The sequence below is a fragment of the Qipengyuania sp. S6317L1 genome (assembly GCF_023015615.1).
Lineage (GTDB): Bacteria > Pseudomonadota > Alphaproteobacteria > Sphingomonadales > Sphingomonadaceae > Erythrobacter.
Map to the genome: position 1 here is coordinate 79,645 of NZ_JALKAJ010000004.1, position 23,663 is coordinate 103,307.

The window sequence follows — 23,663 nt, forward strand, 5'->3', positions numbered from 1 at the left end:
CCCTCTACAATTGCGCGGGCCGACCCAGAAATGATTGCGGCTCTCTGATCGTGGGGCTTGGCAATCCTTGCCAAAGGAGCGTGAGCAACCTTTCGCACGAACCGGTGCCTGCGAGCGGTCATGTCGAAGCTACACCCTCAACAAGAGGCAGCACCTGCGCAAGAGGGACCGGCAAAGGACCAAGTGTGAAGCGGCGGGAACGGGACCTGTCGGTCCTGCCGCGCGCGCTGGTCCGACCCGGTCGCGGTGCGCAAGTGCGTGCGGGGCCCGGAACAAAGACACCGCGCCCGCAGGAGCACCGCCGCAGGTGGTGCGGGACCGAGCGCGTCACCAGCCCCGCTCCACATCCCGCCCTCCTCTTCCACCAGCGAACACGAAAAAAGGGCAGGAACCGTCACCGGCTCCCGCCCTATTGGACGCTCAGAACTCGTCGAGCATTGCGCCATGCACCGTGTGCACCACACGGCTGGCCAGATGTGCTGGCAAGGCGTTGTAGTCACCTTCGTCGAGAGCGAAGTATCCAAGGTCGTCATCCTCGACGACGTGCTGGTCGAAGAAACTGTGCAAGGCCCGCTGTTCGGCAGTGGCGAGTGCTTCAAAGTAGCTGTTCGAATTCGATTCAATATTGCCAAGTGTAGTCATGATTTCCTCCTGATGTCTGTCGGTGAGACGACAGGAGGAAGGCGGATGGGCACGGTGCCGGCGGGTCAGGGATCGCCCATAGGGGCGACCGCGAAGCGGCGGTGGGGGCAACGATTTTGTTGGACCGCAGCGCAAGCGAAGGGAAGTCAAAATGGTGGGGCCCCGCCGTCCTTGACGCGTCGGTGCCAGGCCCGTCATCCTTGAAAGTCCGTGAGCCAGGCCCCTCCCCCGCCCGATAAAAGCGCCCGTGCCAGTCATCTGCAAAAGGACTTTCCTACAGGGTCTGGCCTGTTCCATTGGAGCCCGTGGGAGGAACGCGAAAGGGGAGTAAGGACGGACTCCAATGCCATCGAAACGAAGCGCTGTAGCCGCACTCCAGAAGCTGGAGGCTGACCGGCTGGCACTCGACCAGCGTCAGAAAGAACTCGAACAACAGGCGGCTCTTGAACTGGGCCATGTGATCCTCGGAACGGGCCTCGAAACGTTCTCGAAGAAAGGCCTGGCTAAAGCGGCCGTGGAGCTCGCAAAGCTGGGGGAGGATGAGGCGTTGAAGCGGCTGGGTGCTTCTATATCTTCTCCTCGCTCTCAACAAACGCCTGTGAAGTAGAACGATGAAAGGGGTCCTGTCCGGCTTGGACAGGACCCCTTCGGGAGAGAGATCGACGAGAGAGTTCAGTCGATCTCGGGAGCATCCTTGTTGTCGTCGTTCTCGCCGGAGCCGTTGCCGCGCGAGAGGAAGTCGACCTTGTCGGCGAGGATCTCGGTGCCGTAGCGCGTGACCCCGTCCTTGTCTTCCCACTGGGTGTAGTGGATGCGGCCCTGGACGCTGACCAGCTGGCCCTTGGTGCAGTACTGCCCGACGGTCTTGGCGAGGCCGTTGAAGCAGGTCACCCGGTGGAACTCGCTTTCCTTGGCGGTGTAGCCATTCTCGTCCTTGTAGGTCTTGCCGTCTTTGTCCCGTGCAGGGCGATCGGTGACGACGGTGATCCCGGTGACATTGGTGCCGCCCTTGGTCTCGCGAGTTTCCGGATCGCGGGCGATGCGGCCGGTGAGGATTGCGATATTGGTCATGGTTGTATTCCTTCAGTTCCTCAAACCGGAGACCATCTCCGGCTTGCGAACATCTGAAAGAAGCAGGGCATGGGAGGACTGCACCGCAGGCCTGAAAGGCCGAAGGGAAACCTGTTCATGACGGGTGGTGCGGGCAGGCGCGCGAAGCGCGACAACACGGCCGTCAAAGGAACGGGTTGCGGCTCCTCAGCTGACTTGGTTCAGGACTGTTCGCGAAGAAAGCCGGATGGGTATCGGGTGCGGGTCTGAAGGGTCATATGATCCCGCTGCAATCAGCTTTCGCCGTCCCTTTCCGATGCCGCCAGGATATCCATGAAGTTGCGGGCTGCTTCCCGGTCTTCCTCGTTCTCGAACGCCACATCGAGGTCGGGGGCGGACCCGAACATGTGCAGGAACGACCACAGTGCAAAGCGCTTGCCCCTGTCCTCTTCGAGGCCGAGGTCGACCCGGCAATGCTCAATCCCGGCTGCTAAAGTGTCGGGTGATATCTCAGCTATATTGGTCGAGGCAAAGTAGCGAAGGAGAAGATCATCGAGTTGCATTGGCATTCTTGTAGCTTGGTAAATCAGATGCGGGAACGATAAGTGCCGCACCGCTGCAATAAACAAGCGTATCCATCCACAAGGGGGTGGCTTCAGAGACGCTCAGCTATCCCGCGATGAGCAACGAAGTTGTTCCAAAGCGTACCTATGCGGGCCTGTCGTAACCCTACAATCGACTCAGAGACATCAAGTGCTTTGAAAGCTTCGCGACCCGAAGGGCTCGGAGCAGCAATGCAATGAGTTCTCTCCTTGTGGGCGGCCTCGAGATGGGCCGCCCTTTTTTCTGTTGAACGGGAGTTCATTGGCGAGAACGGCCAGAGAACTCCCGCGCGTTCACCCAGGACAGCTACCCAACGGCCCGCGACGATCAACAACCGTGATGCGCTGCTTCTTGGCCTCGATCACCAAGCGTTCGGTCACGCCATTGCCCGGAAATGCCACCACGTAGCGAGGGTTAAGACCGAGCATTTGCTCGTTGCGCTTGAATCCTGCGCAAGCCCCGAGACGGCGTTCAAGCCCGAATGTCAGCTGCTGCACTTCGTTACGCTCGGCCCAGGATGCAGCCAGTCTGTCGGCTCCCTTACCGTCGCCTCCGTGTACGAGAAAGAGATCTGGAACGACCTCGCGCACCTTGTCTAGCGTAGCCCAGATGTTGGCCGCGTAAGTCTTGGCGTCGGCCTCGCTTTCGAAGCGGTTGCGACCACCGGCAAACACGACCGGAGTACCCTCGGGTGCAAGTGCAGCCTGACGACGTTCCTTGCGCACGCGCAGGAAATCGCGGGCATCGATCACAGCCGAAGTCATGTTCTTCAAATGGCGCGCACGCGATCCCGATACGGGCTTCCACGAGGAACCGGTTTCGTCGCGATAGAGACCAGCTGCAACCTCACGCATCTGCTCGAACGCAAACATGCTGGCTTCAGCCGACTGGGCGCGCAGGGTCTGCTCTTCGAGGTTCGACGAATGCACTTCGGAGCCGTCGGCGGATGCCAGAAGGGCGCGGATTTCATCCGAGGCCCGGTCCACCTGGGCCAACTTGCGGCTGGCGGCGCGGTGGAAGAGATTGACAAAGCCCCAGGCGAGATCCTCAGCGTCAGCTTCGAGCGCGGTGTCGGCAAACAATGCGAAGAGATCGGACCAAACCGCTCCGAGCGTGTGAGACATGGCGTCCTCGCAAGGGAAGTCGGCCTCGTTGAAAGGGGCAGGCGTGATCGAGAAGCCGGATAGATCGAGACCGGCAAGCTGGCTGGCGAAACTGTCATACATCTGAGTAGTCCTCCTGAGACCGGCGAATGCCGGCAGAGGAATTTCCGCGCGGGCCTGTTCGCCGTGCCCGACAAGGACCGGGACAAGGGAACGCCGCACCGCGGCAGCGGGAAACCCCGCAAGGCAAGGCTGGCGCGGGCCACACGGGCCGCAGCCTTGCGCGGGTTGCGGTGGGACCTGACCGGTCCAGGGCACAAGGACCAGCGAACAGGCTCGCGCGGGATAGTGTCGGAGTGGCGCTGGAGTTGTTTGGGAGGAATCCCGGATCGGTTCAGGAGCGCTCCAGAAGACCGAATTGTCCCGGCGTAAACGCAAGCACTTCTGCATGGGGGAACGCTGCGATCACGGTCAGCCGATCACCTTCGTGGCGCAAGTGCCAGCCCCGCCCGTGATCGGGTTCCGATTTCGCGAAACCGGCCGGATCGAGCAGTGCGAGATTAATACCGTCCGGGTCCCGCGCGGAGCGCGCGCGGATGGCCTGACCGTCCGCCTCGCGCACCGACGCAGCAAGGTCCTGGCAATGCGAGTAATCGTCCGGGTCAAGCCATCGCTTGGCATTGGCCTCGAGCGGCGGTCTGGTCGTATCGGTCAACCGCGTGACCGATACGGCTACGCAAAAGCTCAGATGCTCGATGGTCCGATTGCCGGGAACGAACCCCGGCGAGCGGCTGTAGAACTTGAGCCGCCAGTAGGCGGTCTCGGTGATAGCGGTGCCTTCGGCTTCGCTTGCGTAGAAGATCCCGGGTCGCTCGTTTGCGCGGCGAAAACGGCTGGCAACCGTGTGGCCATAGCGAAAGGGTGAAGCAAGGAGATAGTGCAACCCGTGCGCGGACTTCGGCAAGTCCGGCTTGGCGCTATCTGCCAGTTCTTCAAGCCGCTGTTGCTCGCCAAGGTCGGAGGTCAATCGATTGGTCGAGATGCGATGCTGTGCTTCGACTACCCGCCATACCGTCCGGCGGTAGCGGCGGAACTCAGACGCGAGCGCGGTGGGCGTCCACATAGTCGCAAACGGTGATGAGACCCTTGAAGCTGTCGACGAGATCGATCGGACGCGCATCGAGATCGAGATTGGCGGTCGTCAGCCACGCGCGCGCAGACATGTCGTCGCTCCCGAGCAGAGCGTCGAGCGAGCGGAACAGTCGCAGGAGGAACTGAGCAGCTTCGAAAGACTTCGATTGAGGGTCGAGCTGGGCCTTGCCCGAGCGCAGGCGTGAGGCGGTCGATTCCGATACACCGAGGATTGCACCAAGCTTGGGATTGGTGAGGCCCCAGAACTCGGCGATGCGCGCGATAGCAGAGGTGAGGACCTTGCCATCGTCGGGCTGCAATTCGAGTGGCTTCGTCGCCATAGCCTGTCCTTTCATGTGCAAGATATACACAATTGTCCCTCAAATGCAAGATTTCTGGCGTTCGAAGATCGCCTCTCCGTTCGAGAAACGCCCGACCATTTTGAGTTCGCCGAACATTCGTTCGAAACGCGGCGCCACTTGGGCGATCCAGTGGCGCGCACGGGCCGCGCGCGGGTGAGAGAAGTCAGCTTCCCAAAAGCGAGCATCATCGCGAGGGGCGAGCCAGATCGCGGCAAGCCCGCAATAGGTCGATATCCCGCAATCGGCGAAGGCGTTGCGCAGAAGGATACGGTCCTCGCGACCGCGCCATCCATCGAAGGTCTCGAAGGATGGAAAGGCTGCCTTTGTGGTATCGATGATCTCGTCGACGAGGCACTCATAGACCCAGTCCGCATCGTCGTCTTCGCCGTCATCGAGCAGGCGAAAGGCTACCAATGAGCCGGTCGGATAGCTGACGGAACGTCCCATCTCACCGCTCCTTAGGCTGCACTAGCCAAATCGACGTCGGTCTCGCCTTCAGTTGATTGGAATTCACCCAGTTCGAGCAGCAAGGTGGCTGCCTCCTCGGCCTTTGCTGCCGCGGTCAGGATCGCGCGCTCGTCCGATTTGAGGATCTTGAGCCAAGACGCGATATAGCTCGCATGATGGTCGAGGTGGGTGACCGGAAGGCCCAGTTCAGCGCCAAGAATGGCAGACGATAGCTCGGCGATCAGTTCTTCAGCGGCATAGGCATCGCTACCGAAGCGGTTCTTGAGATCGCGATCGAGCCGCGAGGAATGCCCCGTCCAGTGCGACAGCTCATGCGCGAGTGTCGCATAGTAGTGGTCATAGGCTTCGAAGAGTTCAACAGGCGGCATGGTGACGCGGTCGCGCAGCGGCTCGTAGTATGCTTGCGCGCCGTGATGCCGCAGGTTTGCCTCGATCCGGGCGAAGAAGGCATCGAGCCGCTCTTCGCGGCCTTCGGGCTCAAGCGCGGCAACCAGAGGCTTGGGATGGTAGAATTCGGAAAGGCCATCGCACTGGTCGGCGTTGAATACCGAATAGGCCTTCAGCACGCGACGGTTCTCCGTGTCCTGCCCGCCGTCAGCGGTTTCAACTTCCTTTGTGTAGCTCTTGTAGAAGATCGCGATGGTCGACTTCTCGCCTTTGCGGACCTGACCACCGAGCTTCTGACTCTGGCGGTATGTCATCCAGTAGGGAGAGGTGTATCCGCAGGCATCGGCCACCATACACAACCAAAAGGTGTTCATGCCGCGATAGGGCGTCCCGCAGCAACGCAAGGGGCGCGAAACCGGCAAGCCACGCCACGGCTTGACCCAGGGCTTGGTGCCCTCTTCGAGCTTTTCAATGATGGCGGCAGTGATGCGTCCGGCTGGAGAAACTGAAGCGGTGCGGCGGGACTTGGTCATCGATCGTCTCCTGATCACCGGAACGGACGTGTCCGGGTTCAGGAATCAGGAAGCTCACTCTCCTCTTAGCTTCGATGTCGGCTTTGCGCCCCAAATTCGGACATTGGGACTTTCCTCGAGTTCGCGTGAAAGCGGACCTTCAGCAGCGCTCCGGCAATGAGTTCCTCTGACCGATCATGGCAGGAAAGCAGCTTATCTCAGTCGCAAGCCCGAAGGTCATGGTTCATTTATTCTGGCGCCCCGCCCACAGCCTGATAGAGCCCGACCAGCGCGGTCAGTTCATCGGCCCTGGTCTGCACTAGCGACAGCTCAACGCCCAGCAAAGCACGCTGTGCATCGACCTGCTCGATGTAGGGTGTGTAGCCGGCACGATAGCGGTTGCGCGCATGGCGCAATGCATCGGCCACGGCCACCTGCTGGGCCTCGAGTGCAGTTTCCTGCTCTTTCAGATTTGCCAGCACCGCCATGCGATCCTCTACTTCGCGAAAAGCGTTGAGGACGGCTGAGCGGTAGGCCCAGGCCGCCTGGTCCCGTTGCGCTGTCGCACCATCGAGCTGTGCCTGGAGCTTCCCGCCCTGGAAGATCGGAGCAAGGATGCTGCCGCCCAGCGACCAGACGCTGACGGGATCGGCAAGCAGGTCGGAAAGCGCCACACCAGCCGCTGCCCCGAGGTCGATGGAGGGCATGAAATCGGCGCGGGCCACGCGCATTTGCGCATCTGCCGCCGCAATGCGGTACTCCGCTGCAGCGACATCCGGACGGCGGCGCAGCAGCTCTGATGGAAGGATCGCAGGTGCGGGCGGCTGGCGCAGGTCCGCCAGCGTCCCGCCCCGCTCGATGGTGCCCGGCAACTCGCCGGTCAGTACTGAGAGAGCGTTTTCCTGCCGCGCGATCTGCGCTTTGAGTTGCGGGACGAGCTGTGCGGTGGCCTGATACTCGGCTTCGGCCTGCCTGAGGGGTAGCTGGGAGGTGTAGCCGACTTCGGCCCGGTCGCGGGCGAACTTCACCGCCTCCCGCCGTGCAGCCAGCGTTTCCTCGAGCACGGAGAGCCGCTTGTCTAGCGCCAGCAGGGTGATGTAGCCGCTGGCGGTTGCCGCGCTTACCGATAGCCGCGCCGCTTCCGCGCCTGCAGCGCTTGCGGCAACGCCAGCCTCGGCCGCATCGACGCGGGCGGCATTCTTGCCGAAGAGATCGAGTTCGTAGGAAGCACGGAATGCAGGCTGTGCGGCAACGGAGGTCTGCGGCTGGCCGAAAGGCGAAACCTCGCGCCGGACGCCGCCCTCGACGCCTGCGCCAACTGCGGGAAGCAGGAAGCCGCGCGAGGCCAGCTCGGTCGCGCGCGCCTCTTCGACCCGAGCCGCGGCAATCTGCACGTCGGGATTGTTGGCTCGTGCCTGTTCGACGAGGCGCGAAAGCTGCGGGTCGCCGAAAGCGTCCCACCAGTCCCTTTCGACCGGAGCGGTGACATCAAGACTGGTTCGCCATTCGGTCGGTGGAGCAACCGCGGCGCCAAGCGGAGCCTCCTGCAAAGCAGGAGCACAGGCGGAGAGAGCAAGGGCGCTAGTAGCCAGAACGGCCAGTGGTCTGCTCATCATGATCATTCTTCCGTATGTACAGTGGCGACGACCGACATGCCCGGACCGAGCCGCTTTGCCGCCTCCTGTCCCTTGTCGAGCACGATGCGCACGGCGATACGTTGCGGCACCTTCACGAAATTTCCTGCGCCCGTGTCCGGCTTGACGAGGCTGAACTCGCTGCTGGCCGCAGGCGCTATGCTCTGCACCCGGCCTGTGAGTTCGATGCCGCCCAAAGCATCGATCTCCAGCGTGGCGCGCTGGCCAACGGCCATGTTCGCGGTCTGCGTTTCCTTGAAGTTGGCGACGACCCACAAGTCGTCGGGGACGATGTACATGAGCTGGGTCCCGGCACTGACCAGCTGGCCGACGCGCGCGCTGACCTCGCTAAGCCGTCCTGCCCGCGGTGCGCGGATCTCGGTGCGCGACAGCTCGAACTCGGCAAGGCCTTTTGCAGCATCGGCGCCAGCCACCTGCGCTTCGAGCGCACGGCGACCCACGGACACCGAGCGCACGTTTTCCGCCGCAATGGCGCGTTGCGCTTGCGCCTGCCTGACGCCCGCCTGAGCCTGCTGCAAAGCTGCGCGGGCCTGATCGCGTTCGCGCAGGGATACCGAACCTTCGTCGACCAGCTCGGCGATGCGGTTCATGTCGGCCTGCGCTTTTTGCAGACCGGCGCGTGCAGCAGCGACGGCGGCATCCTGTAATTCGAGCTGAGCCTGTGCCGAGCGCAGGCTTTGCGCGCTGTTGGCCAGCGTCGCTTGCTGTGCTGCGGTGTTGGCCGCGCCTTGCTGCAGCTTTTGCTGATAGGGTGCATCGTCGATCCGGGCGAGCAGCTCGCCTTTTTCAACCCGCTGGAAGTCATCCACCGGCACTTCGACAAGGTAGCCGGCAACCTGCGGACTGACGACCGTGGTGCGCCCGCGGACATAGGCGTTGTTGGTCGTTTCGTCGCCGCCTTCGAAAGGCGGCAGTTCCCAGGCGAATAGCGCCACGAGCACGCCGATCAGGATCGCCCCGACGGCCACCACGATCCGTCGGCGGGAAGGATTGGGCGACCACCCCTTTTCCTGCTCGGGAGCGGGCGCGTCCGCGGTCATGGTTTCGGCATCGGTTTCGGCCGGAGTCGAATCGGTCATTGTCTGGTCCTTGCGAGTATGGCCTCCATGAAGGCCAATTCTTTAGCGAGCGGGTTACGCCCGCGGATCTTGTTGAGGAGCCACGGCACGAAGACGAGGGTGAAGGTCACCGCCGAGAGCGTGCCGATGAGGAAGAAAACATCGTTGAAGGCGAGCACTGCGGCTTCGCGGCCCACCTCTGCCGAAATACTCGACGCCGCCGCCTGTTGTTGCAGCGCGGGATCGCTCTGCGTCGGCGCTGCGCGCTGTGCGGCACTGCCGAGCGCCTGCGCCAATCGCTGGTTTGCGAGCGTAAGCGTGCTGCCAGCGTCGATGAGGTGCGTCTTCAAACGCACAGTGTGGAAGGCGGACAGCAGCGAGATACCCGCCAGGCCGCCGATCGATTGCGACAGCGAAAATATCGCGATGAAGCTGATGACGTAGCTCTGGCCCGCCGCAAGCGCGCGCAGCATGCCCTCCATCATGATCGGTCCCATGGCGAAGACCGCCGCGAAGGCGATCGCGGCCTGCGTGAGGTAGAGGTCCTGCGGCCGCGTCATCACCCCGGTGCGCGTATCGGCGAAGGCAGCGATGCAGATCACGAGGATCGCGAAGAGCACGGGCCGGGTGAGGTCCTTGGGGTCGAGCCGCACCACCGACAGCGCCATGCCCCCGAAGGTCGCCCCGGCAAGCACCCAGAAATAGCTGGTCAGCTGCTCGTTGCCGTAGCCCAGCGCGGTGAACATCCCGCTCGCCCCGAACCCCTGTTCGGCAACGAGGATGCGCACGGTCGCCCCGATCAGCGCGAGCGCGAGGATCGAGCGGCTCGACAGCCAACTGAGATCGAGCATGGGGCTCTTGCGGTTGGCCTCGATCAGGAAGCACCCGCCCAGCGCGAGGATGCTGGCGGCCAGCGCGTAACCGAGCCATGGCGTGTCCCACCACTGGATGCGGCCCTGGATCAGGAAAGCGCAAAATGCTGCAATCCCGATGATGAAGAGCGCAATGCTTGGGATGTCGAGCTTCTCGAAGGTCTGCTTGCGGATACCCGGCGGGAGCCGCAGCAGGATCACCATGCCTAGGCCCAGTAGCGACAGGGCGAACTGGAACTGGAAGACATTTGTCATGTCGCCATCGACTAGCAGAGCCGGCGACACTGCCCGAGCAAGCGGGAATGACACCTGTATCAGACCCAGCGAGATAACCAGTCCGCCCACGCGCATCGCGGCCGGAAGACCCTGCATAAGGTAGTAGATCGCCAGCGCCGACAGCCCGCTGGCGGTGATGCCCGCAACCGCGCGCGCGGCAAGTTCGGGATAGTATCCGGGGCCGATCATCTGGACGAAATTGGCGGCGACCAGCCCAGCCATGGCCCAGCGCACGAACGGCTGAATGCCGAATTCCTGCCGCACGCGGAACAGCAGCATGCTCATCGTGGCGTAGGTCGAATAGAACGCCACCGTCAGCCAACCTGCCTCGACCGGCGTCAGGGCGAATTCGGCCTGGAGGAACGGTGCGTTGGCGAGCAGGAAACCGTTCTGCGCGCCGCCCACCAGCGCCATGAAGACACCGATGGCGAGATAGGCCGCGCGGCGCGCCGGAGGGTGGTCGGGATTGGCGGGAGAGCCGGGGAGGATCGGCATCTCGTGCTGCTTGAACCGATAGCCGTCCACAGTGTCGATGAGGGTACCGCGTTCGGTCACGGCATCAGCGCTCCCGCGACGAGCACCTCTTCGAGCGCGGCTGCAAACTGCGCATCGTCTTCCATGTCGCCGACAAGTTTGGCAAGGCGTTCGCGCCGGGCGACGGTGCTGGCGGCGGAATAGATGAAATTCGCTACCCGGAACTCGAGGTGCGCCGGAGTCTTATCACGCTCCTCCGCTGCGGCTTGCGCCAATTCGATGAAATGGCGGTGCAGCGGCAGCGAGAGCGTCTCGAGCAGCCATTTCGAGCGATCGCTATCGATCGTTATGTCACGCAGCAGCAGGCGCGGGACCTCTGGTCGATCGAGAAGATAAGTGAGGAAGGCATGTGCCGAATGCTCCAGCCGTTTTTGCGCGCCCGTTGCCTCGCTATCGCCCAGGGCTCGTTCGAGCGCCTCGCGCAAGGCCGCACCCGCCTGCCAAACGATATCCTTCCACAAGCCCTGCTTGCCGCCGAATCGATAGGAAATCAGCGCGACGTCGACCCCGGCATCGCCGGCGATCTCCCGCAGCGAGGTGGCGTCGAAACCCTGCGCGGCAAAACGCTGCAGCGCGGCGCGCGAAATTGCCGCACTGGTGTCGCTATCGTTTTCTCTGGGGCGTCCACGCCCGCGTCGTTCGGTCATTCACCGCTCCTTGTGCGCTGCAACATAAAGCACCGTGTTTCGGTATTCAATGGCCGTTGAATAAATCGACTGGACTGGCTGGCGACCGCGTGGAGCGACCCGTTATCGATGGCTAAGCCCTGTCTCGCGAACGGTTTTGTCGGAGCGCGAAAATTGCAGTTTTAAATCGAACCGCTGCTGGCGTCTTCCTATCACAAAGTCCGGGCAGATTGCGACGGGCGCTATTCTCTCGGCAGAAGGACTAGGCACATGAACGTCCTCATGGTTCTCATCAGCCACGACGAACTGGGAGATATCGGTAAGAAAACAGGCTTCCAGCTAGAGGAATGCAGCGCCCTGTAATGTGCTTAAGGATGCCGGCCACGACATTGCGCCGGCGAGCCAGGCTGGCGGGCAGCCCCCGCTGGACCCCAAGTCCGACGACCCCGATGCGAAGACCGATAAGACCAAGCGGTTCAAGGGCGACGAAGGGGCACAGGCGCACCTCGCCTCGACCCACAAATCGGTCGATGGTGACATTTCGAAATTCGGCAGCGTGCCCTATCCCGGAGGCCACGGCCCGTTGTGGGACCTGGCGCAAGGTGCGGATTCTAGGGCGGCCAGCGAAGGTGCGCTCTCTGCGGGAAAGCCGGTAGCGCTCATCAGCCATGCGCCTGCCGTGCTTGTGAACGCGATGTCGCCGACAGGCGCTCCGATCGTGAAGGGCCGCAAGGTCACCAGCTTCACGAACGAGGAAGAGAAAGCGGTCGGCCTGACCGATGTCGTGCCATTCCTGCTCGAAGACGTACTGAAGGAACAGGGCGGCGACTTTTCCGAGGGCGGCGTGTTCGAACCGCATGTAGTGCAGGACGGATTACTGATCACCGGCCAGCCCCCCCCCGTCGAGCGAAGCGGCCGCCGAAAAGCTGCTCGAAGCTCTCGCCGGCGCGGAATGATCTACCCGGCTATGGGCGGCTGTGAATTCGACGTTTGCCAAACGTCTGTTTCGACGGCCCACAGCCTCAGAAGCGGACGGTCCGCTACCGGCCCAGTTCCAGACGTATCCGCACGCTTACTTTGAATGACCGATTATGGGCCGAAGGCGGTCTGACTGCTCTTTATGAGTGGGACCACGAAAGCGGCCGTTCCGTTATATGGAGTTGTGGCCGTCCTAAAGGGATCAGCTGAATTCCCACAGATGCAAGTGCGAGCCGACGATCAAGGATCCGTTCAGACATGTTGGACCCAGCACGTCGACCAGAAGCGCCTGTCTACCGTCTGCGATAAAGATAGACCACGATGTCGTCGCCCCAATTCGACATGTACGCGGTCTCCAACGACCGATTTGATACGGTAGCGACGCATCTTGCCTGCAGTGTAGCAGATCAGACGATGCTCATTATCGAGTGTGACGCCAAAGCGACCATCGGGCAGAATCTCGTTGATCTCGCCCTCCATCGTAATGAGCTCTTCCTTCGCCAAAAACCAACCTTGCGTACGAAAAATCATCCGCGCGGACGAATTCCACTACGGAGCCAGGTAGGATGAAATGGAAGTGGTGCCGATCTCGCGCTTGAGCGCTCATTGCGGCAATCAAAATCCGTCGCAAACGACGTTAGGCAACATCTATTTAGCAGCGTGCAAAAAAATTACAATGGGTGCGGTCGAAAACTATAGAACTTTCTTCATGCAGAGAGGTCGTGCCGCAACCTTTGTTCGATCAGTGGTTCTTGTTCTGACGTCTGTGCTCGGCGAGCGCATCATCCAGGCTCGTGTATGTGTAAGAGCCGACCCGGTATTGCGTAATGGTTGAGGCAGTGACGCCGTCAGGCAATGCCGATGGTGCAGCGGGTTTCATTGAGCCACGTTCACTTTCCCATTGACGGGTTGCGGGTGTTTCAGGGTTGGGCTCTGCACGGCTATGGTCCATGGTCTTGGTTCTTTCCTTAAGAGGGCTCATCAGGCGACCAATCGGCCACATGCCTGCCATCCCCGTTCTTCGCCTCTCTGATCCGTTTCGCGTAATAGCCGACAAGATCGAAATAGGTTTCGCGCTCTTCCGCCGAGGTGGAGCGTGCAGCATTGGCCTTCGCCAGCTCGTGGTTTCGGATTAACTGCTCGAGGGTCATGACAGGGCGGCTCCTCTGGGTCTGGAGAGCGAGAGGGTCGGCGTCAATCGAACGCCGACCATCGTTAAGGCTCTAACCCTGCTGGGCGCGTGCCTGTTCACGCTGCGGGTCACCCTGCTGTTGCTGGAGGTTCACAGCGCGCATGTCCTGGCCATCGACCTGGTTGGTCTCGTAGCCATAGCGATCTCCGACCTTGGGAACCTGAGATTCTTGTTGCAGATCCGACTTGCCGAATGGGAGCACGTTGCCACCCTTTTCCGGACTGATCGTGCCCGCACCCCTGCCACTGTCGTAGCTCTTGATCTTGCCAAAATGTGTCATGTCATGTCCTTCAGTGTGAATGCAGCGCGCCAGAATTTGCCGGCTGCGACTAAGAGGCGGAACTGAAGGAGATGGCTTCTCGAAGCTGGAAACCTAAGACCGTCGATTGCGACTGGTAGCTGGCTGTAACATAGGGACGATAACGCCTGAAACAAGTGGCCGCTATCAACGGTCGACGCTGGCAGATTGAAAAGGAGTTATGGGAAGCGCCGATGAGCATTGCCATGATCATTCGCCATGCGGCCGGCCCTATTCGTATCGTCGGCAAGCCGTACCTGGTGGATTTCATCGCGAGAGGACGGCGAGAATTTCATCCCGGGTGAACCGTGCATGATCCGAGCGCTTGCTAATCCAGGGCCTCTCGTAATTCTGACCATTCAGTCCCACTTAAAAGAAATCGCATCTAAACACCGGTAGGCTTTTGCGACTGAGAGACCTTGTTCTCCCGCTTACGAGACGAGGACAAGAGATCATGCCGCAAGATACATTTCTTCCGCGCTGCCATCCACATATGCTTGGCGAAGACGGGCACGTTGATCTCGCCAGATGCGAGGAACTGGCCGCAGATATGGCCGACCTCAAAGAGCTCGGCATCATACTCACACTGGTTGGAAGTTATGCGGTCGGAGCCAACCGCTATTCCAATCTTAGTGATGCGCTGGCTCAGGCTCGGGCCAAGCGTTCAGAGGGAAGTGACGCGGACACGAGAGCCAGAGGCCGCCTGCTAAATGGTCATTAATCGTCACTCGCTTCATAAAATCGTCCATCTGTTTACGGCTCGAAAAGTAAAGGCAGCCCGCTTTGTTGCATTGGTCAAAAGCCGACAGTCGGCAATCGGCCCAGCTTAAGCCTTCTGCTCATTACTGAAACTGAGTGGCGAGACCGGACTCAATAGATCTTACCGCGCGCCAGCCTTGTCCTTGAGGTAGTCGATTAAGACCCGCAGTTTGAGCGGCACATAATCACGTGAAGGAAAGAGCAACCAAGCCGCAGTGTCGAATTCTGCCGCGCTTGCCTCCCACTCCGGGTACAAATCGACAAGGGTCCCGTCTTCGAGCTCGTTCTCCAACATCCATGAAGCGAGAAGCCCGGGGCCTAAGCCGGAAAGCACCGCGGCCTTTACGCCGGTAGGGCTGCTGAGCGTAAGGCGGCCGTGTACGGGAATCTCAACCAAGCTGCCGGGACAGCGAAAGGTCCAGCTCGAACGATAGGCGGGCAACGACAAGAGCACGCATTGCCGTAAACCGAGATCTCCAGGTTCAGGTGGCACTCCATTTTGCGCCAGATAGTCGGGGGTCGCCACGACATAATAGCGTGTGTCCATCAGCTTTGTACCGACGAATGAGCCGCTGGGCCGCGGACCCAACCGGATGGCTAGATCGATCCGCTCTTCAGCAATGTCTACGTGGCTGTCGCTGAGTACGGCCTCGACAGAGATTTCAGGATAAAGCTCCATGAAGCCGCGCAACCTTGGGACCAGCCATTGAGAACCAAATGCGGTGGATGAGGTCACGCGCAACGTCCCACTGGGCTTGGATATGAGGTCAAGCGCCTGGTCTCTTGCATCGGCGAGTTCATCAACGAGAGCGCTCACGCGGGACAAGTAGGCCGCTCCGGCCTCGGTGAGGTTGAGCCGCCGCGTGGTGCGCTCGAAAAGAGTGAAGCCTAGCGCTGCCTCGAGGTTCGCTATGCTGCGCGAGACAAGCGAGGGATCGATACCTTGATCCCGAGCCGCGGCAGCAAAGGACCCGCGATGGGCCACCTCGCGAAAGGTTCGCAGGGCCTGTATCTGGATCGCATCGGCACTCATTCATGCAAACATAGCATTACATATGTGCTTGAACAGATATTTCCGACAGAATTAACATGAGTATCTGGAGTGGGTCACTAAAGGAGATGACCCATGACCCACATGCTACGCATCGATGCATCATCGCGTCCCGGACCGGATGCTGCCACTTCGGAAGCCTCGTTCAGCAGGGGACTTGCCGATCAAGTCCAGAGGCATCTTGAAAGAACTCTTGGGCAGGTAACGCTCACAGAGCGTGATCTCGTCGAGGCCCCGATCCCGCACATCGACAATCAGACGATCGCGGGGTTTTACACTCCGGCCGATCAAATGACCACCGAGCTGCAGTCCGCAACGGCCCTGTCAGATGCGCTTATCGATGAAGTCGAGCAGGCTGACATCCTGCTAATCTCGTGCCCGATCTACAATTTCGGCGTGCCTTCCGCGATGAAGGCATGGATCGATCACGTCGTGAGAATTGGCCGCACTTTCGCTTACGAAAATGGCGAGTTTCGCGGCCTGTTGGAGAACAAGCGCGCAATCGTCGCCTACTCCTATGGAGCGCCCGGCTACAGCGATGACGGCCCGCTGAGTTCCTACGATTTCATGCGCCCCTACCTCACGATGATCCTGAACTTCATCGGGATTTCGGACGTTCAAGGCTTCGTGCTCGAAGGCACTACTGGCGATCCCCAGGATGTCGCCGCCGCACAGGCAGGCGCCAAGAAACAGATCGAAGAGTACTTTGCTGGGGGGGCATCGTGATGTTGAACGAACACATCGATCTCACCGGAAAGATCGCCATCATCACCGGCGCGAGCCGGGGGATTGGCGAAGCCGCTGCTCGACGTCTCGCCAAAGCCAATGCCACTGTGGTCTTGCTCGCTCGTTCGAGCGCCGACATCGAACACATCGCAAGCGAGCTGGGGGACAATGCCCGAGCCATCGCCTGCGACGTTGCCGATTGGCACGCAGTGGCCGCGGCCGTTGATCGGGTCTTCACCGAGTTTGGCAAGGTCGACATTCTGGTCAACAATGCCGGTGTCATTGACCCAATTCACCGCATTGAAGACGCCGATGTCGAGGGGTGGTCGCGCACGGTTGATATCAACCTCAAAGGTGCCTTTCACTGCATCCGAGCGGTGCTTCCGATCATGAAAGCCAATGGGGCTGGTACGATCATCAACATCTCGTCCGGAGCCGCAACAAGCGCGCTCGAGGGCTGGTCGCATTACTGCTCAACCAAGGCGGCGGTCCTGATGCTCACTCGCTGCGTGGCCAAGGAAGAAGCCGGGAACGGCATCCGTTGTGTGGGCTTGTCGCCTGGCACGGTTGCTACCGAGTTTCAGCGACGGATCAAGGCTGCGGGCATCAATCCCGTCTCCAAACTGGGGTGGGAGCAGCACATCCCTCCCGAATGGGCGGCGGAGGCGATCGCTTGGCTAACGACGGAGCAGAGCCGCATCCACGATGGCGGTGACTTTTCGATCAAGACTAACGAGGGTCGAGAGTTCGTCGGGCTACCCGCTTTGTGAGGAACTATACTCCCCAGCACACCTATGCGCTGGGGAGTATTGAAAGCAGATCGATTCATAACTCTTCGCACTTGTGTCGGGAGCCCAAGGTCCGCTTGGTCATAGCCTGTAGCTGCAAGCCGACAGTCCGTTAACGGCCCAGACCTGGACATGAAAAAGGCGGCCCGTCCCGAGAGGGACGGACCGCCCGCCGAGTAACCTGGACCTGTCAGGAGGGGTCAGGCAGCCGGCTCGGCAATTTCGTTCGCGGTCTCGTCCTCGGCCGGGTCCACTGTTTCATCCTCGACCGGCTCCTCAGGCGGACCGAAGCGCATGATCTCGGGCACCCACGCTCCCGCTCGCGTTTTCACATCCGCCTCGCCGATGAAATTGCCGGAGAAGATGCGCTCGGCTGCGCTCGCCAACTCTGCTTTCTTCGAACCTGCATAGCGACCGACGAGTTCGGGGCCGCCTGCTGCATCGAGCGCTTCGAGTGTACGCGCCTTGGCCACACGATCGAATAAGTTCGCCGCCGTCGGCCGCCACCAGTGCGCGGTCTCGATCTCGAGCAGCGACCCGAGGATTTCATGCAGCGGCGCCGAGCGATCGCCTTCACACGCAAGGCTCGCGACCAGCGTGCGGGATACGACATGACCGAGCCAGGCCGAACGTGCTTCATCGCTCAATGCGCGGAAGCGTTCGAACCGTTCGACATCGGTCTCGCCGGCGCGCCAGCTTTCGTCGAGCGAAGCGACAAATTCGGCGAGCGCAGCGCTTGCTGGGGCGTCCTTCGCCTCGAAGCCGACCACCGGTCCCGATGCTACCGAGCCGACCAGCGTCGATGCCTTCTTCGCGCGCCAGTCATGCCCATCGGCATCGGCGAGCGTGAAGACCATGAAGTCGAGCGCAAGCGCAGGATCATTGGCCAAGTGGATCGCCAGGATATCGCGGCGCTGCATCGCGAGCTCGTCGAGCAGTCGCTGCGAAAGCGCACCGCTCTTGCGCTTGGTATCAGCGCCAGCATCCACCGGTTCGACTGCTCCGTCGTCAGCGTTGACGACTTCAACTTCGGTGTAGAATTGCGGCACCAATGCCGGTTCGCCATTGCGAGAGAGCACGAGGAACGCTCCAGCCTCCGACTTCAGCTCGTCGGCAAGCACCGGCGGACGATCGTTGAGATCGCGCATCGCGCGGTCGATCGAGACCAGTTCCTCTTCCGCCTTGGCGATCTCGCTTTCGTCGCTGTCCTCATCCTCAAGGATGGCGGCCGTCCGATCGTAGTCGGCTTCAAGGTCGCTGAGCTCACGAGCCTCGTCTTCGGTTAGCGGAGCCGGTTCGCATGGGAGCCGATTGAGGCCCTCGATGAGATCGTGGCTGACATAGTTGCCAAGCGTGGGTCGCACCCAGGCAAGACCGTGTTCTTCCGCGACCTTCTTCGCAGCATCATCCATCGCTTTCTGGGCAAGGTCTTCGAGAAGCGCGACATCGATCCAGCTCTCGCTGGCTTCGTCGTCGAACAGTTCGCGTTCGATCCGGCCGCCTGCAGCAAGGTAGGCATCGCGCCCGACCAGAACCGCGCGCGGATCGGAGCCACGAACAGTGGCATCAAGCACCATGCGCCGGATTGTGTCTGGCGTGACCTGGTACCAGGCATCCTTCAGTTCGGCAAAGACGTGCGCCTGACGATCGATGTCTGAGATTGCCCCATAGGCCTTGGCCATGTCGAGCGTGATTGCGCCTTCGGCGAGCGCTTCAAAGACACAAGGTGCGAGGCCTGCCAGACGCAGACGACCCTCGACAAAGCGGGCCGTGAGACCGAACCGGCGGGCAACGTCTTCGGTACTGGCTCCCGCCTCGATGATCGCAGCAAAAGCCTGTGCCTCGTCGGCCGGGTTCATTGCGAGGCGCTGGAAGTTCTCGGCGAGGCTTGCTTCGCGTACTTCGCTTTCCTCGCCTTCGATGACGAGACAAGTGACTTCGTGATTCTTGGGAAGAGAGCCCTCCTCGGCCAGCGCCTGGAGCTGAGCCAGACGGCGACCACCGGCCTCGACTTCGAACTTGCCGCGCTTTGCTTTTCGCACGACGAGGTTCTGCAAGAGTCCGCGGGCGGCAATGTCCGCCCGCAGCTGCAGGTCGGCAAGTACGTCGCTCGACTTGCGAACATTCCGCGGGCTTGGGACGAGCTTTTTCAAAGGAATAGACTGGATCATGGATTGTCTCCTGATGGATTGAAAAGCCACGCGACGGTGCATGGCCCGACAAGCCACCGGCTCCCTCCCCTCTCTCACGCTTGGTCATGGATTTGCCCTTCAGGCCGCAATGGCTGGGAGAACAGAGGATGCCTTCGACACGGGGACGAAAAGGCGCGTGCGGTAGCGGATGATCTCGGTGAAACAGCCCTTGGTCTTATACCAGTCGAGGCGCTCAGGCGCATACCCAGTGAGCTCAAGTCGTTGCTCGCCGCCGACCAAAGAGCGCTTAACGGTCAGTGCATCATGACTGGCAAGCGGCTGGGGCGTTCCGCTCGAGAGGACAAGTTTCCCGAGTTCGGCTGGAGCCGGGCCGGACACACCCTTCAAGCCGAACGTCTCGGCAATCTTGGCCAAGTCGATATCGAGGACTTCGCGCCCGATGATCGATCTGCCATCCTCGGCGACAAGTCGCGTCACCCGGACATGCTCGCCAGGCAGCCGCTTCCAGACCGGGAGTAATAGCCCCGTCGCCAGATGCGCTCGTTCGGTCACCGGCGAGGCCGCTGCGGCGCTTTCTTCTTGTGTCCAGAGCTTGGAGAACTCGGTTACGCCGACCTCTTCCCACAGGCTTTCACCGAGCGCGTCGAGCGTCCAGTTGGCGGATTTAAGCGGTCGGAGAAGGCGACGGCGTTCGATCACCGCGCCGTCATCGGCAATGAGGCGCCGCGCCGGAACTGACAGGGCCACCTTGCCCGAGCGCGCATTGCGCAGGGGAATGGCCTGGGGGGATCCGATCTCGTGCATCCTGACGAGACGTTTGAAGCGCAGCGGGCGCAATTGGCGTTTCACTTCGAGCGAAACCAGGCGGGTTTCGGCGCCCGAAACAGGATCTGTGCGGAGAACTTCATCAGACAGCACCATAAAGCTGTCGGCGCGGACCGTCTCCAAACCCAGATCGAGCGTGCCAGCCTCGCGTGCGGCCTCGATGCGCGCTTCCACAAGTCCGAGATATTCCTCGAAGATGGCGTTCTGCAGTGCGATCGGGAGCGCAAGTATGCGATTGAGCCAGCGTTGGATCGTGGGAAGGTTATCGCTCAGGCCGCCATCGGGGTTCTCGAGCTTGAGGCCTGTTAGCTCGACGAAGTCCCCGAAACCAACCGCCTCGAGTTTTCCATCGTAAAGCAGGTGAAACCAGCGCGAGAGCGCGTCCTTCGCATAATCGCTTTCGAGATTGTCGGCAGGGTCGAACAGGTTCTGTCCCCCTGTCTGACGCTGGCCGCGTGTGAGAGCGCCCAATGCGTCGAGCCTTCGCGCGATTGTCGAGATGAAGCGGCGTTCGCCCTTCACATCGGTCGTGACCGGGCGGAACAGCGGCGCAGAAGCCTGGTTAGTACGGTTTGTCCGGCCAAGACCCTGGATTGCATTGTCCGCGCGCCAGCCCGGTTCGAGGAGAAAATGGACGCGGCGCTGCTGGTTCTGCGCATCGAGATCGGCGTGATAGGATCGGCCCGTACCCCCCGCGTCCGAGAAAATCAGAATACGCTTCGTCCCGTCCATGAAGCACTGTGCTTCAGCGACGTTGGCGCTTGCGCTTCGACGTTCAAGCCGCTGCTGACCGTCGCGTCCCAAGACCAACCTGCGCGTGCGGCCTGTGACCTCGGCCACAGCCTCGGTCCCGAAGTGCTCGATGATGGCATCGAGTGCAGTGGCGATTGGCGGAAGGGCGCAAAGCTGTTCGATCAGCGCGTCGCGCGCAGCGATGGCACGCGAGCAGAGAACGGGATTGCCGTGATCGTCGCTCATCGCTTCGGATCGCAAATTGCCTTCCTCGTCAGTGAAGACCTGCATCAGGCGCACCGGGAAGCTCTTCGCGAGATAGTCGATGACATATTCGCGCGGAGAGAGATCGATATCGAGCGCTTCTCGCTCCTCGTCCGAGAGATCGGCCAGGCGTCGGTCAAGCATGGCCTCAGCGGTCGAGACCAGCTGCACCACCACCGAATGATCATCGCCGAGCGCCTCTTCCATTGCCGGGATCAGGCTCGGCAGTTTCATCGAGAGCAGAAGCTGCCCAAAGAAGCGCTGCTTGGTGCCTTCGAATATCGAGAGCGCCGCTGCCTTGGCGTTGCGATTGAGCGTATCGCCGCTGTCCTCATCGACCACCCTTGTGGCTTCGAGTGCTTGGTCGAGATTGCGGTGGATGATCGCCCAGGCATCGGCGTAGGCATCGTAGATCCGCACCTGCGCCTGCGTGAGCTGATGTTCGAGGATCTCGTATTCGACCCCGGCAAAGGACAACGCACGGGCAAGGTAGAGCCCCTGTGCCTTGAGATCGCGGGCGACGAGTTCCATCGCCGCGACGCCGCCGGCGCGGATCTCGGTCATGAATGCCTGATGCGTTGGGAACGCGGTTTCTGGCCCCCACAGTCCAAGGCGGGCTGTGTAGCCGAGGTTGGCAATGTCAGACGCGCCGGTAGCGGAAGCGTACAGAACACGTGCTCGCGGCAGATGGTTCTGAAGCCTGAGACCTGCCATCCCTTGCTCCGATCCTTTGACATTGCCGCGGGTCGAGGAAGAGCCGAGCGCATTAGCCATGGAATGCGCTTCGTCGAAGGCAATCACGCCCTCGAATTGCTCGGCGGCCCAGTCGAGGATCTGATCGAGCCTTGTGTCCTCGGCGCGTCCCGAGCGAAGCGTTGGATAGGTTACAAACAGGATACCCTCCGCCATTGTCACAGGACTTCCGAGATTCCATCGGGAGAGCGGCTGGATGTCGAGCGGGAGCCCGCCAAGCGCCTCCCAGTCGCGGCGCGCGTCTTCGAGCAGTGCCTCGTTCTTGGTGATCCAGATGTGACGGCGTTGGCCCGAGAGCCAGCGATCCATCATGACGCCCGCGATTTGGCGACCCTTGCCTGCGCCCGTACCATCACCGAGGAAAAAGCCTTGCCGGTAGGAGTGACCGTCCTCCGCGAGTTCGACCGTCGTTCCTTTTTGGCTTGGACGGAATTGCCCGGGAAGGTCGCGGGTGAATGCCTCGCAAGCGTAGATCAGTGTTTCGCACTGTGCGGCCGAGAGCAGTTTGCCCTCCTGCCAGTTCACGGGAAGCAAAGGGCGCGCTTTCGCTACCGGTGCCGCGACCGAGCCCATCGCGACCGATTCTACGAGCGGCGTCGGGTGAACAGGTGCATCGTCCATGATGACGCGGCTCGGTCGGTAAGGCAGGTAGATGCCCGCCTGCTCGGGAACGGGTGCAGGCTCTGCCAGGGCTTCATAGTTGAGCGCGACTGCCGCGCTTTTCTGGGCGGCTGCAGTCAGGAAAGGAGCAACCGGCTTGCGCGAAGCAGCGCCGCTTACCGAGGTCGCAACCGAGCGTACCGGAAGGCGATGAACGTTGGCCTGCAAAGGCGCACGATCAGGCAAATGCGCTAGGCAGGAATTCAGTTCGGTGAGGTCGGCGAACTCCCCCGTGATCGTGGAAGCGTCCTGAAGAGGCTCCTTGTCGATGACGACCATTCTGACCGCGATCCCGGTTCCGCTTCGCGAGAATGCGCCCGACAGCCGGACGTCGAGCAGCAGCGACGCCTGTTCCTGGTCTTCGACAAAGGTCGCGGCGTCAAAGCTGTCCGGGAGAATGGCCACGAGGCGACCTCCTACCGCGCAAATCCGAAGCGCGCTGCGCAAGTGGCGCATTGCCGTGCGGCCATCGACGCCCCGCTCGCGGCTTCGAGCAAAGGGAGGATTCATCAGGATGACGCTGGGGTTGAGGCTGGAACTATGGCCATCGGTCAGTTCTGCAACCAACTCGCCATCATGTGCGGATAGCCGGGCATCTGGGAAGATATGCGCCAGCGCATCGCCGCGCGCGCGATCGATCTCGTTCAGCGTCAGCGAGCACCCTCGAACGTCGCCCCAAAGCGCAAGAGCGCCATTCCCGGCTGACGGTTCGAGAACGCGATCGCGCGGGGCGAGGCAAGCGGCTTTGGCCATCAGCCATCCAAGGATCGGCGGCGTCGAAAACTGCTGTAGCTCGACTTGGCAGTCGCTGCGCACGTGGCGAGGCGGTAAGGCTGCATCGAGCCAATCGAACCGTGCTGCAGCCTCGTGGAAACCTGTATCGAGGTCGATGCGTGAGAACTCGCGGAGCCAGAGCAAGGCGCCAATCTCGACCGCGTTGTTGTAGTCGTCGATGGTCCACGCACTGCCCCAGTCCTGCACGTCGGTTTGAGCGGCGAAAAACTCGGAAATGTCAGGTCGGGTGAGATGGCATCCATCCGCAAGTCGCCGGGAAATTCGTTCACCGATTGCGAAAGCGAGCGGAATTGTGCTCGATGTCTCGCGGTCTGGAAAAAAGTCTGACTGAAACATGGCTTGTCGTCCTCCTGGTTGAGGCATCGGGACATGCGCCCTCTGCCGGGTCAGGAATTCGAGAAGCTCTCTCT

General features: G+C 61.3%; 23 protein-coding genes and 2 pseudogenes. 6 read left to right on the forward strand and 19 right to left on the reverse strand.

Annotated elements, in window-relative coordinates; genetic code table 11:
* Positions 1-420 precede the first annotated feature (420 nt).
* On the reverse strand, positions 421-642 hold the full coding sequence (locus MWU38_RS09610; protein ID WP_034953463.1) for a hypothetical protein: 222 nt from the start codon (positions 640-642) through the stop codon (positions 421-423).
* Between the two features lie 343 nt (positions 643-985).
* Between MWU38_RS09610 and MWU38_RS09615 the strand changes: the two genes are divergently transcribed.
* Positions 986-1,249 carry a DUF6437 family protein gene (locus MWU38_RS09615; protein WP_034953461.1) on the forward strand — a complete coding sequence of 88 codons (264 nt, stop codon included), beginning with the start codon at positions 986-988 and terminating at the stop codon, positions 1,247-1,249.
* Between the two features lie 65 nt (positions 1,250-1,314).
* On the opposite strand, the gene MWU38_RS09620 is transcribed toward MWU38_RS09615, so the two are convergent.
* From MWU38_RS09620 to MWU38_RS09670, 11 genes are all read right to left on the reverse strand, one after another.
* Positions 1,315-1,713: a single-stranded DNA-binding protein gene (locus tag MWU38_RS09620; RefSeq protein ID WP_152434318.1), complete on the reverse strand. Its 399-nt coding sequence runs from the start codon at positions 1,711-1,713 to the stop codon at positions 1,315-1,317.
* A 272-nt stretch (positions 1,714-1,985) separates the two neighbouring features.
* Positions 1,986-2,255: a hypothetical protein gene (locus MWU38_RS09625; protein ID WP_152434317.1), complete on the reverse strand. Its 270-nt coding sequence runs from the start codon at positions 2,253-2,255 to the stop codon at positions 1,986-1,988.
* A gap of 333 nt (positions 2,256-2,588) precedes the next feature.
* On the reverse strand, positions 2,589-3,521 hold the full coding sequence (locus tag MWU38_RS09630; RefSeq protein WP_247271605.1) for a DUF2493 domain-containing protein: 933 nt from the start codon (positions 3,519-3,521) through the stop codon (positions 2,589-2,591).
* A gap of 271 nt (positions 3,522-3,792) precedes the next feature.
* Entirely contained in the window at positions 3,793-4,521 is a 729-nt protein-coding gene (locus MWU38_RS09635; protein WP_247271606.1) for an RES family NAD+ phosphorylase, read from the reverse strand.
* Positions 4,493-4,870 carry an MbcA/ParS/Xre antitoxin family protein gene (locus tag MWU38_RS09640; protein ID WP_152434314.1) on the reverse strand — a complete coding sequence of 126 codons (378 nt, stop codon included), beginning with the start codon at positions 4,868-4,870 and terminating at the stop codon, positions 4,493-4,495. Before MWU38_RS09640 ends, MWU38_RS09635 begins: the two co-directional genes overlap by 29 nt.
* A 39-nt stretch (positions 4,871-4,909) precedes the next feature.
* Complete coding sequence (locus MWU38_RS09645; RefSeq protein ID WP_152434313.1) at positions 4,910-5,338, reverse strand: hypothetical protein; 429 nt, start codon at positions 5,336-5,338, stop codon at positions 4,910-4,912.
* Positions 5,339-5,349: 11 nt separating this feature from the next.
* Entirely contained in the window at positions 5,350-6,279 is a 930-nt protein-coding gene (locus tag MWU38_RS09650) for a zincin-like metallopeptidase domain-containing protein (protein ID WP_034953448.1), read from the reverse strand.
* Between the two features lie 227 nt (positions 6,280-6,506).
* Positions 6,507-7,874, reverse strand: a complete 1,368-nt coding sequence (locus tag MWU38_RS09655) for an efflux transporter outer membrane subunit (protein ID WP_247271607.1) — start codon at positions 7,872-7,874, stop codon at positions 6,507-6,509.
* A gap of 2 nt (positions 7,875-7,876) precedes the next feature.
* Positions 7,877-8,992: an HlyD family secretion protein gene (locus tag MWU38_RS09660; RefSeq protein WP_247271608.1), complete on the reverse strand. Its 1,116-nt coding sequence runs from the start codon at positions 8,990-8,992 to the stop codon at positions 7,877-7,879.
* A complete protein-coding gene (locus tag MWU38_RS09665) occupies positions 8,989-10,674 on the reverse strand; it encodes an MFS transporter (RefSeq protein ID WP_247271609.1) in 1,686 nt (561 codons plus the stop codon). Before MWU38_RS09665 ends, MWU38_RS09660 begins: the two co-directional genes overlap by 4 nt.
* Positions 10,671-11,300: a TetR family transcriptional regulator gene (locus tag MWU38_RS09670; RefSeq protein ID WP_247271610.1), complete on the reverse strand. Its 630-nt coding sequence runs from the start codon at positions 11,298-11,300 to the stop codon at positions 10,671-10,673. Before MWU38_RS09670 ends, MWU38_RS09665 begins: the two co-directional genes overlap by 4 nt.
* A gap of 249 nt (positions 11,301-11,549) precedes the next feature.
* On the opposite strand from MWU38_RS09670, the pseudogene MWU38_RS09675 reads away from it, so the two are divergent.
* Positions 11,550-12,235, forward strand: a pseudogene (locus MWU38_RS09675) (type 1 glutamine amidotransferase domain-containing protein).
* Positions 12,236-12,590: 355 nt separating this feature from the next.
* Here MWU38_RS09675 and MWU38_RS09680 read toward each other — a convergent pair.
* From MWU38_RS09680 to MWU38_RS09695, 4 genes and pseudogenes are all read right to left on the reverse strand, one after another.
* Positions 12,591-12,761: pseudogene (locus MWU38_RS09680) on the reverse strand (translation initiation factor IF-1); the annotation flags it as partial.
* A 238-nt stretch (positions 12,762-12,999) separates the two neighbouring features.
* Positions 13,000-13,209 (reverse strand): hypothetical protein, encoded by a 210-nt coding sequence (locus MWU38_RS09685; protein ID WP_247271612.1) that lies wholly within the window; start codon positions 13,207-13,209, stop codon positions 13,000-13,002.
* A gap of 16 nt (positions 13,210-13,225) precedes the next feature.
* A complete protein-coding gene (locus tag MWU38_RS09690; RefSeq protein WP_247271613.1) occupies positions 13,226-13,408 on the reverse strand; it encodes a hypothetical protein in 183 nt (60 codons plus the stop codon).
* A gap of 72 nt (positions 13,409-13,480) precedes the next feature.
* The gene (locus MWU38_RS09695; protein ID WP_247271614.1) at positions 13,481-13,729 is read right to left on the reverse strand and encodes a cold-shock protein; all 249 of its coding nucleotides are present in this window, start codon (positions 13,727-13,729) and stop codon (positions 13,481-13,483) included.
* A 155-nt stretch (positions 13,730-13,884) separates the two neighbouring features.
* On the opposite strand from MWU38_RS09695, the gene MWU38_RS09700 reads away from it, so the two are divergent.
* Complete coding sequence (locus MWU38_RS09700; protein WP_247271615.1) at positions 13,885-14,052, forward strand: hypothetical protein; 168 nt, start codon at positions 13,885-13,887, stop codon at positions 14,050-14,052.
* A 149-nt stretch (positions 14,053-14,201) separates the two neighbouring features.
* Positions 14,202-14,468: a hypothetical protein gene (locus MWU38_RS09705; RefSeq protein ID WP_247271616.1), complete on the forward strand. Its 267-nt coding sequence runs from the start codon at positions 14,202-14,204 to the stop codon at positions 14,466-14,468.
* Positions 14,469-14,627: 159 nt separating this feature from the next.
* Here MWU38_RS09705 and MWU38_RS09710 read toward each other — a convergent pair whose 3' ends face one another.
* Entirely contained in the window at positions 14,628-15,539 is a 912-nt protein-coding gene (locus tag MWU38_RS09710; RefSeq protein ID WP_247271617.1) for a LysR family transcriptional regulator, read from the reverse strand.
* Positions 15,540-15,632: 93 nt separating this feature from the next.
* Between MWU38_RS09710 and MWU38_RS09715 the strand changes: the two genes are divergently transcribed.
* Both MWU38_RS09715 and MWU38_RS09720 read left to right on the forward strand, forming a co-directional pair.
* On the forward strand, positions 15,633-16,283 hold the full coding sequence (locus MWU38_RS09715) for an NAD(P)H-dependent oxidoreductase (RefSeq protein ID WP_247271618.1): 651 nt from the start codon (positions 15,633-15,635) through the stop codon (positions 16,281-16,283).
* Entirely contained in the window at positions 16,283-17,053 is a 771-nt protein-coding gene (locus MWU38_RS09720) for an SDR family oxidoreductase (protein ID WP_247271619.1), read from the forward strand. The genes MWU38_RS09715 and MWU38_RS09720 overlap by 1 nt, the downstream gene beginning before the upstream one ends.
* Positions 17,054-17,271: 218 nt before the next feature.
* On the opposite strand, the gene MWU38_RS09725 is transcribed toward MWU38_RS09720, so the two are convergent.
* Both MWU38_RS09725 and MWU38_RS09730 read right to left on the reverse strand, forming a co-directional pair.
* Entirely contained in the window at positions 17,272-19,242 is a 1,971-nt protein-coding gene (locus MWU38_RS09725) for a ParB/RepB/Spo0J family partition protein (RefSeq protein ID WP_247271620.1), read from the reverse strand.
* Positions 19,243-19,341: 99 nt separating this feature from the next.
* The gene (locus tag MWU38_RS09730) at positions 19,342-23,589 is read right to left on the reverse strand and encodes a strawberry notch family protein (protein ID WP_247271621.1); all 4,248 of its coding nucleotides are present in this window, start codon (positions 23,587-23,589) and stop codon (positions 19,342-19,344) included.
* Positions 23,590-23,663: the final 74 nt, after the last annotated feature.

What these genes read in the sequence shown, in the direction of transcription:
- MWU38_RS09610 (WP_034953463.1), bottom strand. Translation starts at nt 642, where the DNA reads ATGACTACACTTGGCAATATTGAATCGAATTCGAACAGCTACTTTGAA.
- MWU38_RS09615 (WP_034953461.1), top strand. Translation starts at nt 986, where the DNA reads ATGCCATCGAAACGAAGCGCTGTAGCCGCACTCCAGAAGCTGGAGGCT.
- MWU38_RS09620 (WP_152434318.1), bottom strand. Translation starts at nt 1,713, where the DNA reads ATGACCAATATCGCAATCCTCACCGGCCGCATCGCCCGCGATCCGGAA.
- MWU38_RS09625 (WP_152434317.1), bottom strand. Translation starts at nt 2,255, where the DNA reads ATGCAACTCGATGATCTTCTCCTTCGCTACTTTGCCTCGACCAATATA.
- MWU38_RS09630 (WP_247271605.1), bottom strand. Translation starts at nt 3,521, where the DNA reads ATGTATGACAGTTTCGCCAGCCAGCTTGCCGGTCTCGATCTATCCGGC.
- MWU38_RS09635 (WP_247271606.1), bottom strand. Translation starts at nt 4,521, where the DNA reads ATGTGGACGCCCACCGCGCTCGCGTCTGAGTTCCGCCGCTACCGCCGG.
- MWU38_RS09640 (WP_152434314.1), bottom strand. Translation starts at nt 4,870, where the DNA reads ATGGCGACGAAGCCACTCGAATTGCAGCCCGACGATGGCAAGGTCCTC.
- MWU38_RS09645 (WP_152434313.1), bottom strand. Translation starts at nt 5,338, where the DNA reads ATGGGACGTTCCGTCAGCTATCCGACCGGCTCATTGGTAGCCTTTCGC.
- MWU38_RS09650 (WP_034953448.1), bottom strand. Translation starts at nt 6,279, where the DNA reads ATGACCAAGTCCCGCCGCACCGCTTCAGTTTCTCCAGCCGGACGCATC.
- MWU38_RS09655 (WP_247271607.1), bottom strand. Translation starts at nt 7,874, where the DNA reads ATGATGAGCAGACCACTGGCCGTTCTGGCTACTAGCGCCCTTGCTCTC.
- MWU38_RS09660 (WP_247271608.1), bottom strand. Translation starts at nt 8,992, where the DNA reads ATGACCGATTCGACTCCGGCCGAAACCGATGCCGAAACCATGACCGCG.
- MWU38_RS09670 (WP_247271610.1), bottom strand. Translation starts at nt 11,300, where the DNA reads ATGACCGAACGACGCGGGCGTGGACGCCCCAGAGAAAACGATAGCGAC.
- MWU38_RS09685 (WP_247271612.1), bottom strand. Translation starts at nt 13,209, where the DNA reads ATGGACCATAGCCGTGCAGAGCCCAACCCTGAAACACCCGCAACCCGT.
- MWU38_RS09690 (WP_247271613.1), bottom strand. Translation starts at nt 13,408, where the DNA reads ATGACCCTCGAGCAGTTAATCCGAAACCACGAGCTGGCGAAGGCCAAT.
- MWU38_RS09695 (WP_247271614.1), bottom strand. Translation starts at nt 13,729, where the DNA reads ATGACACATTTTGGCAAGATCAAGAGCTACGACAGTGGCAGGGGTGCG.
- MWU38_RS09705 (WP_247271616.1), top strand. Translation starts at nt 14,202, where the DNA reads ATGCCGCAAGATACATTTCTTCCGCGCTGCCATCCACATATGCTTGGC.
- MWU38_RS09710 (WP_247271617.1), bottom strand. Translation starts at nt 15,539, where the DNA reads ATGAGTGCCGATGCGATCCAGATACAGGCCCTGCGAACCTTTCGCGAG.
- MWU38_RS09715 (WP_247271618.1), top strand. Translation starts at nt 15,633, where the DNA reads ATGACCCACATGCTACGCATCGATGCATCATCGCGTCCCGGACCGGAT.
- MWU38_RS09720 (WP_247271619.1), top strand. Translation starts at nt 16,283, where the DNA reads ATGTTGAACGAACACATCGATCTCACCGGAAAGATCGCCATCATCACC.
- MWU38_RS09725 (WP_247271620.1), bottom strand. Translation starts at nt 19,242, where the DNA reads ATGATCCAGTCTATTCCTTTGAAAAAGCTCGTCCCAAGCCCGCGGAAT.
- MWU38_RS09730 (WP_247271621.1), bottom strand. Translation starts at nt 23,589, where the DNA reads ATGTTTCAGTCAGACTTTTTTCCAGACCGCGAGACATCGAGCACAATT.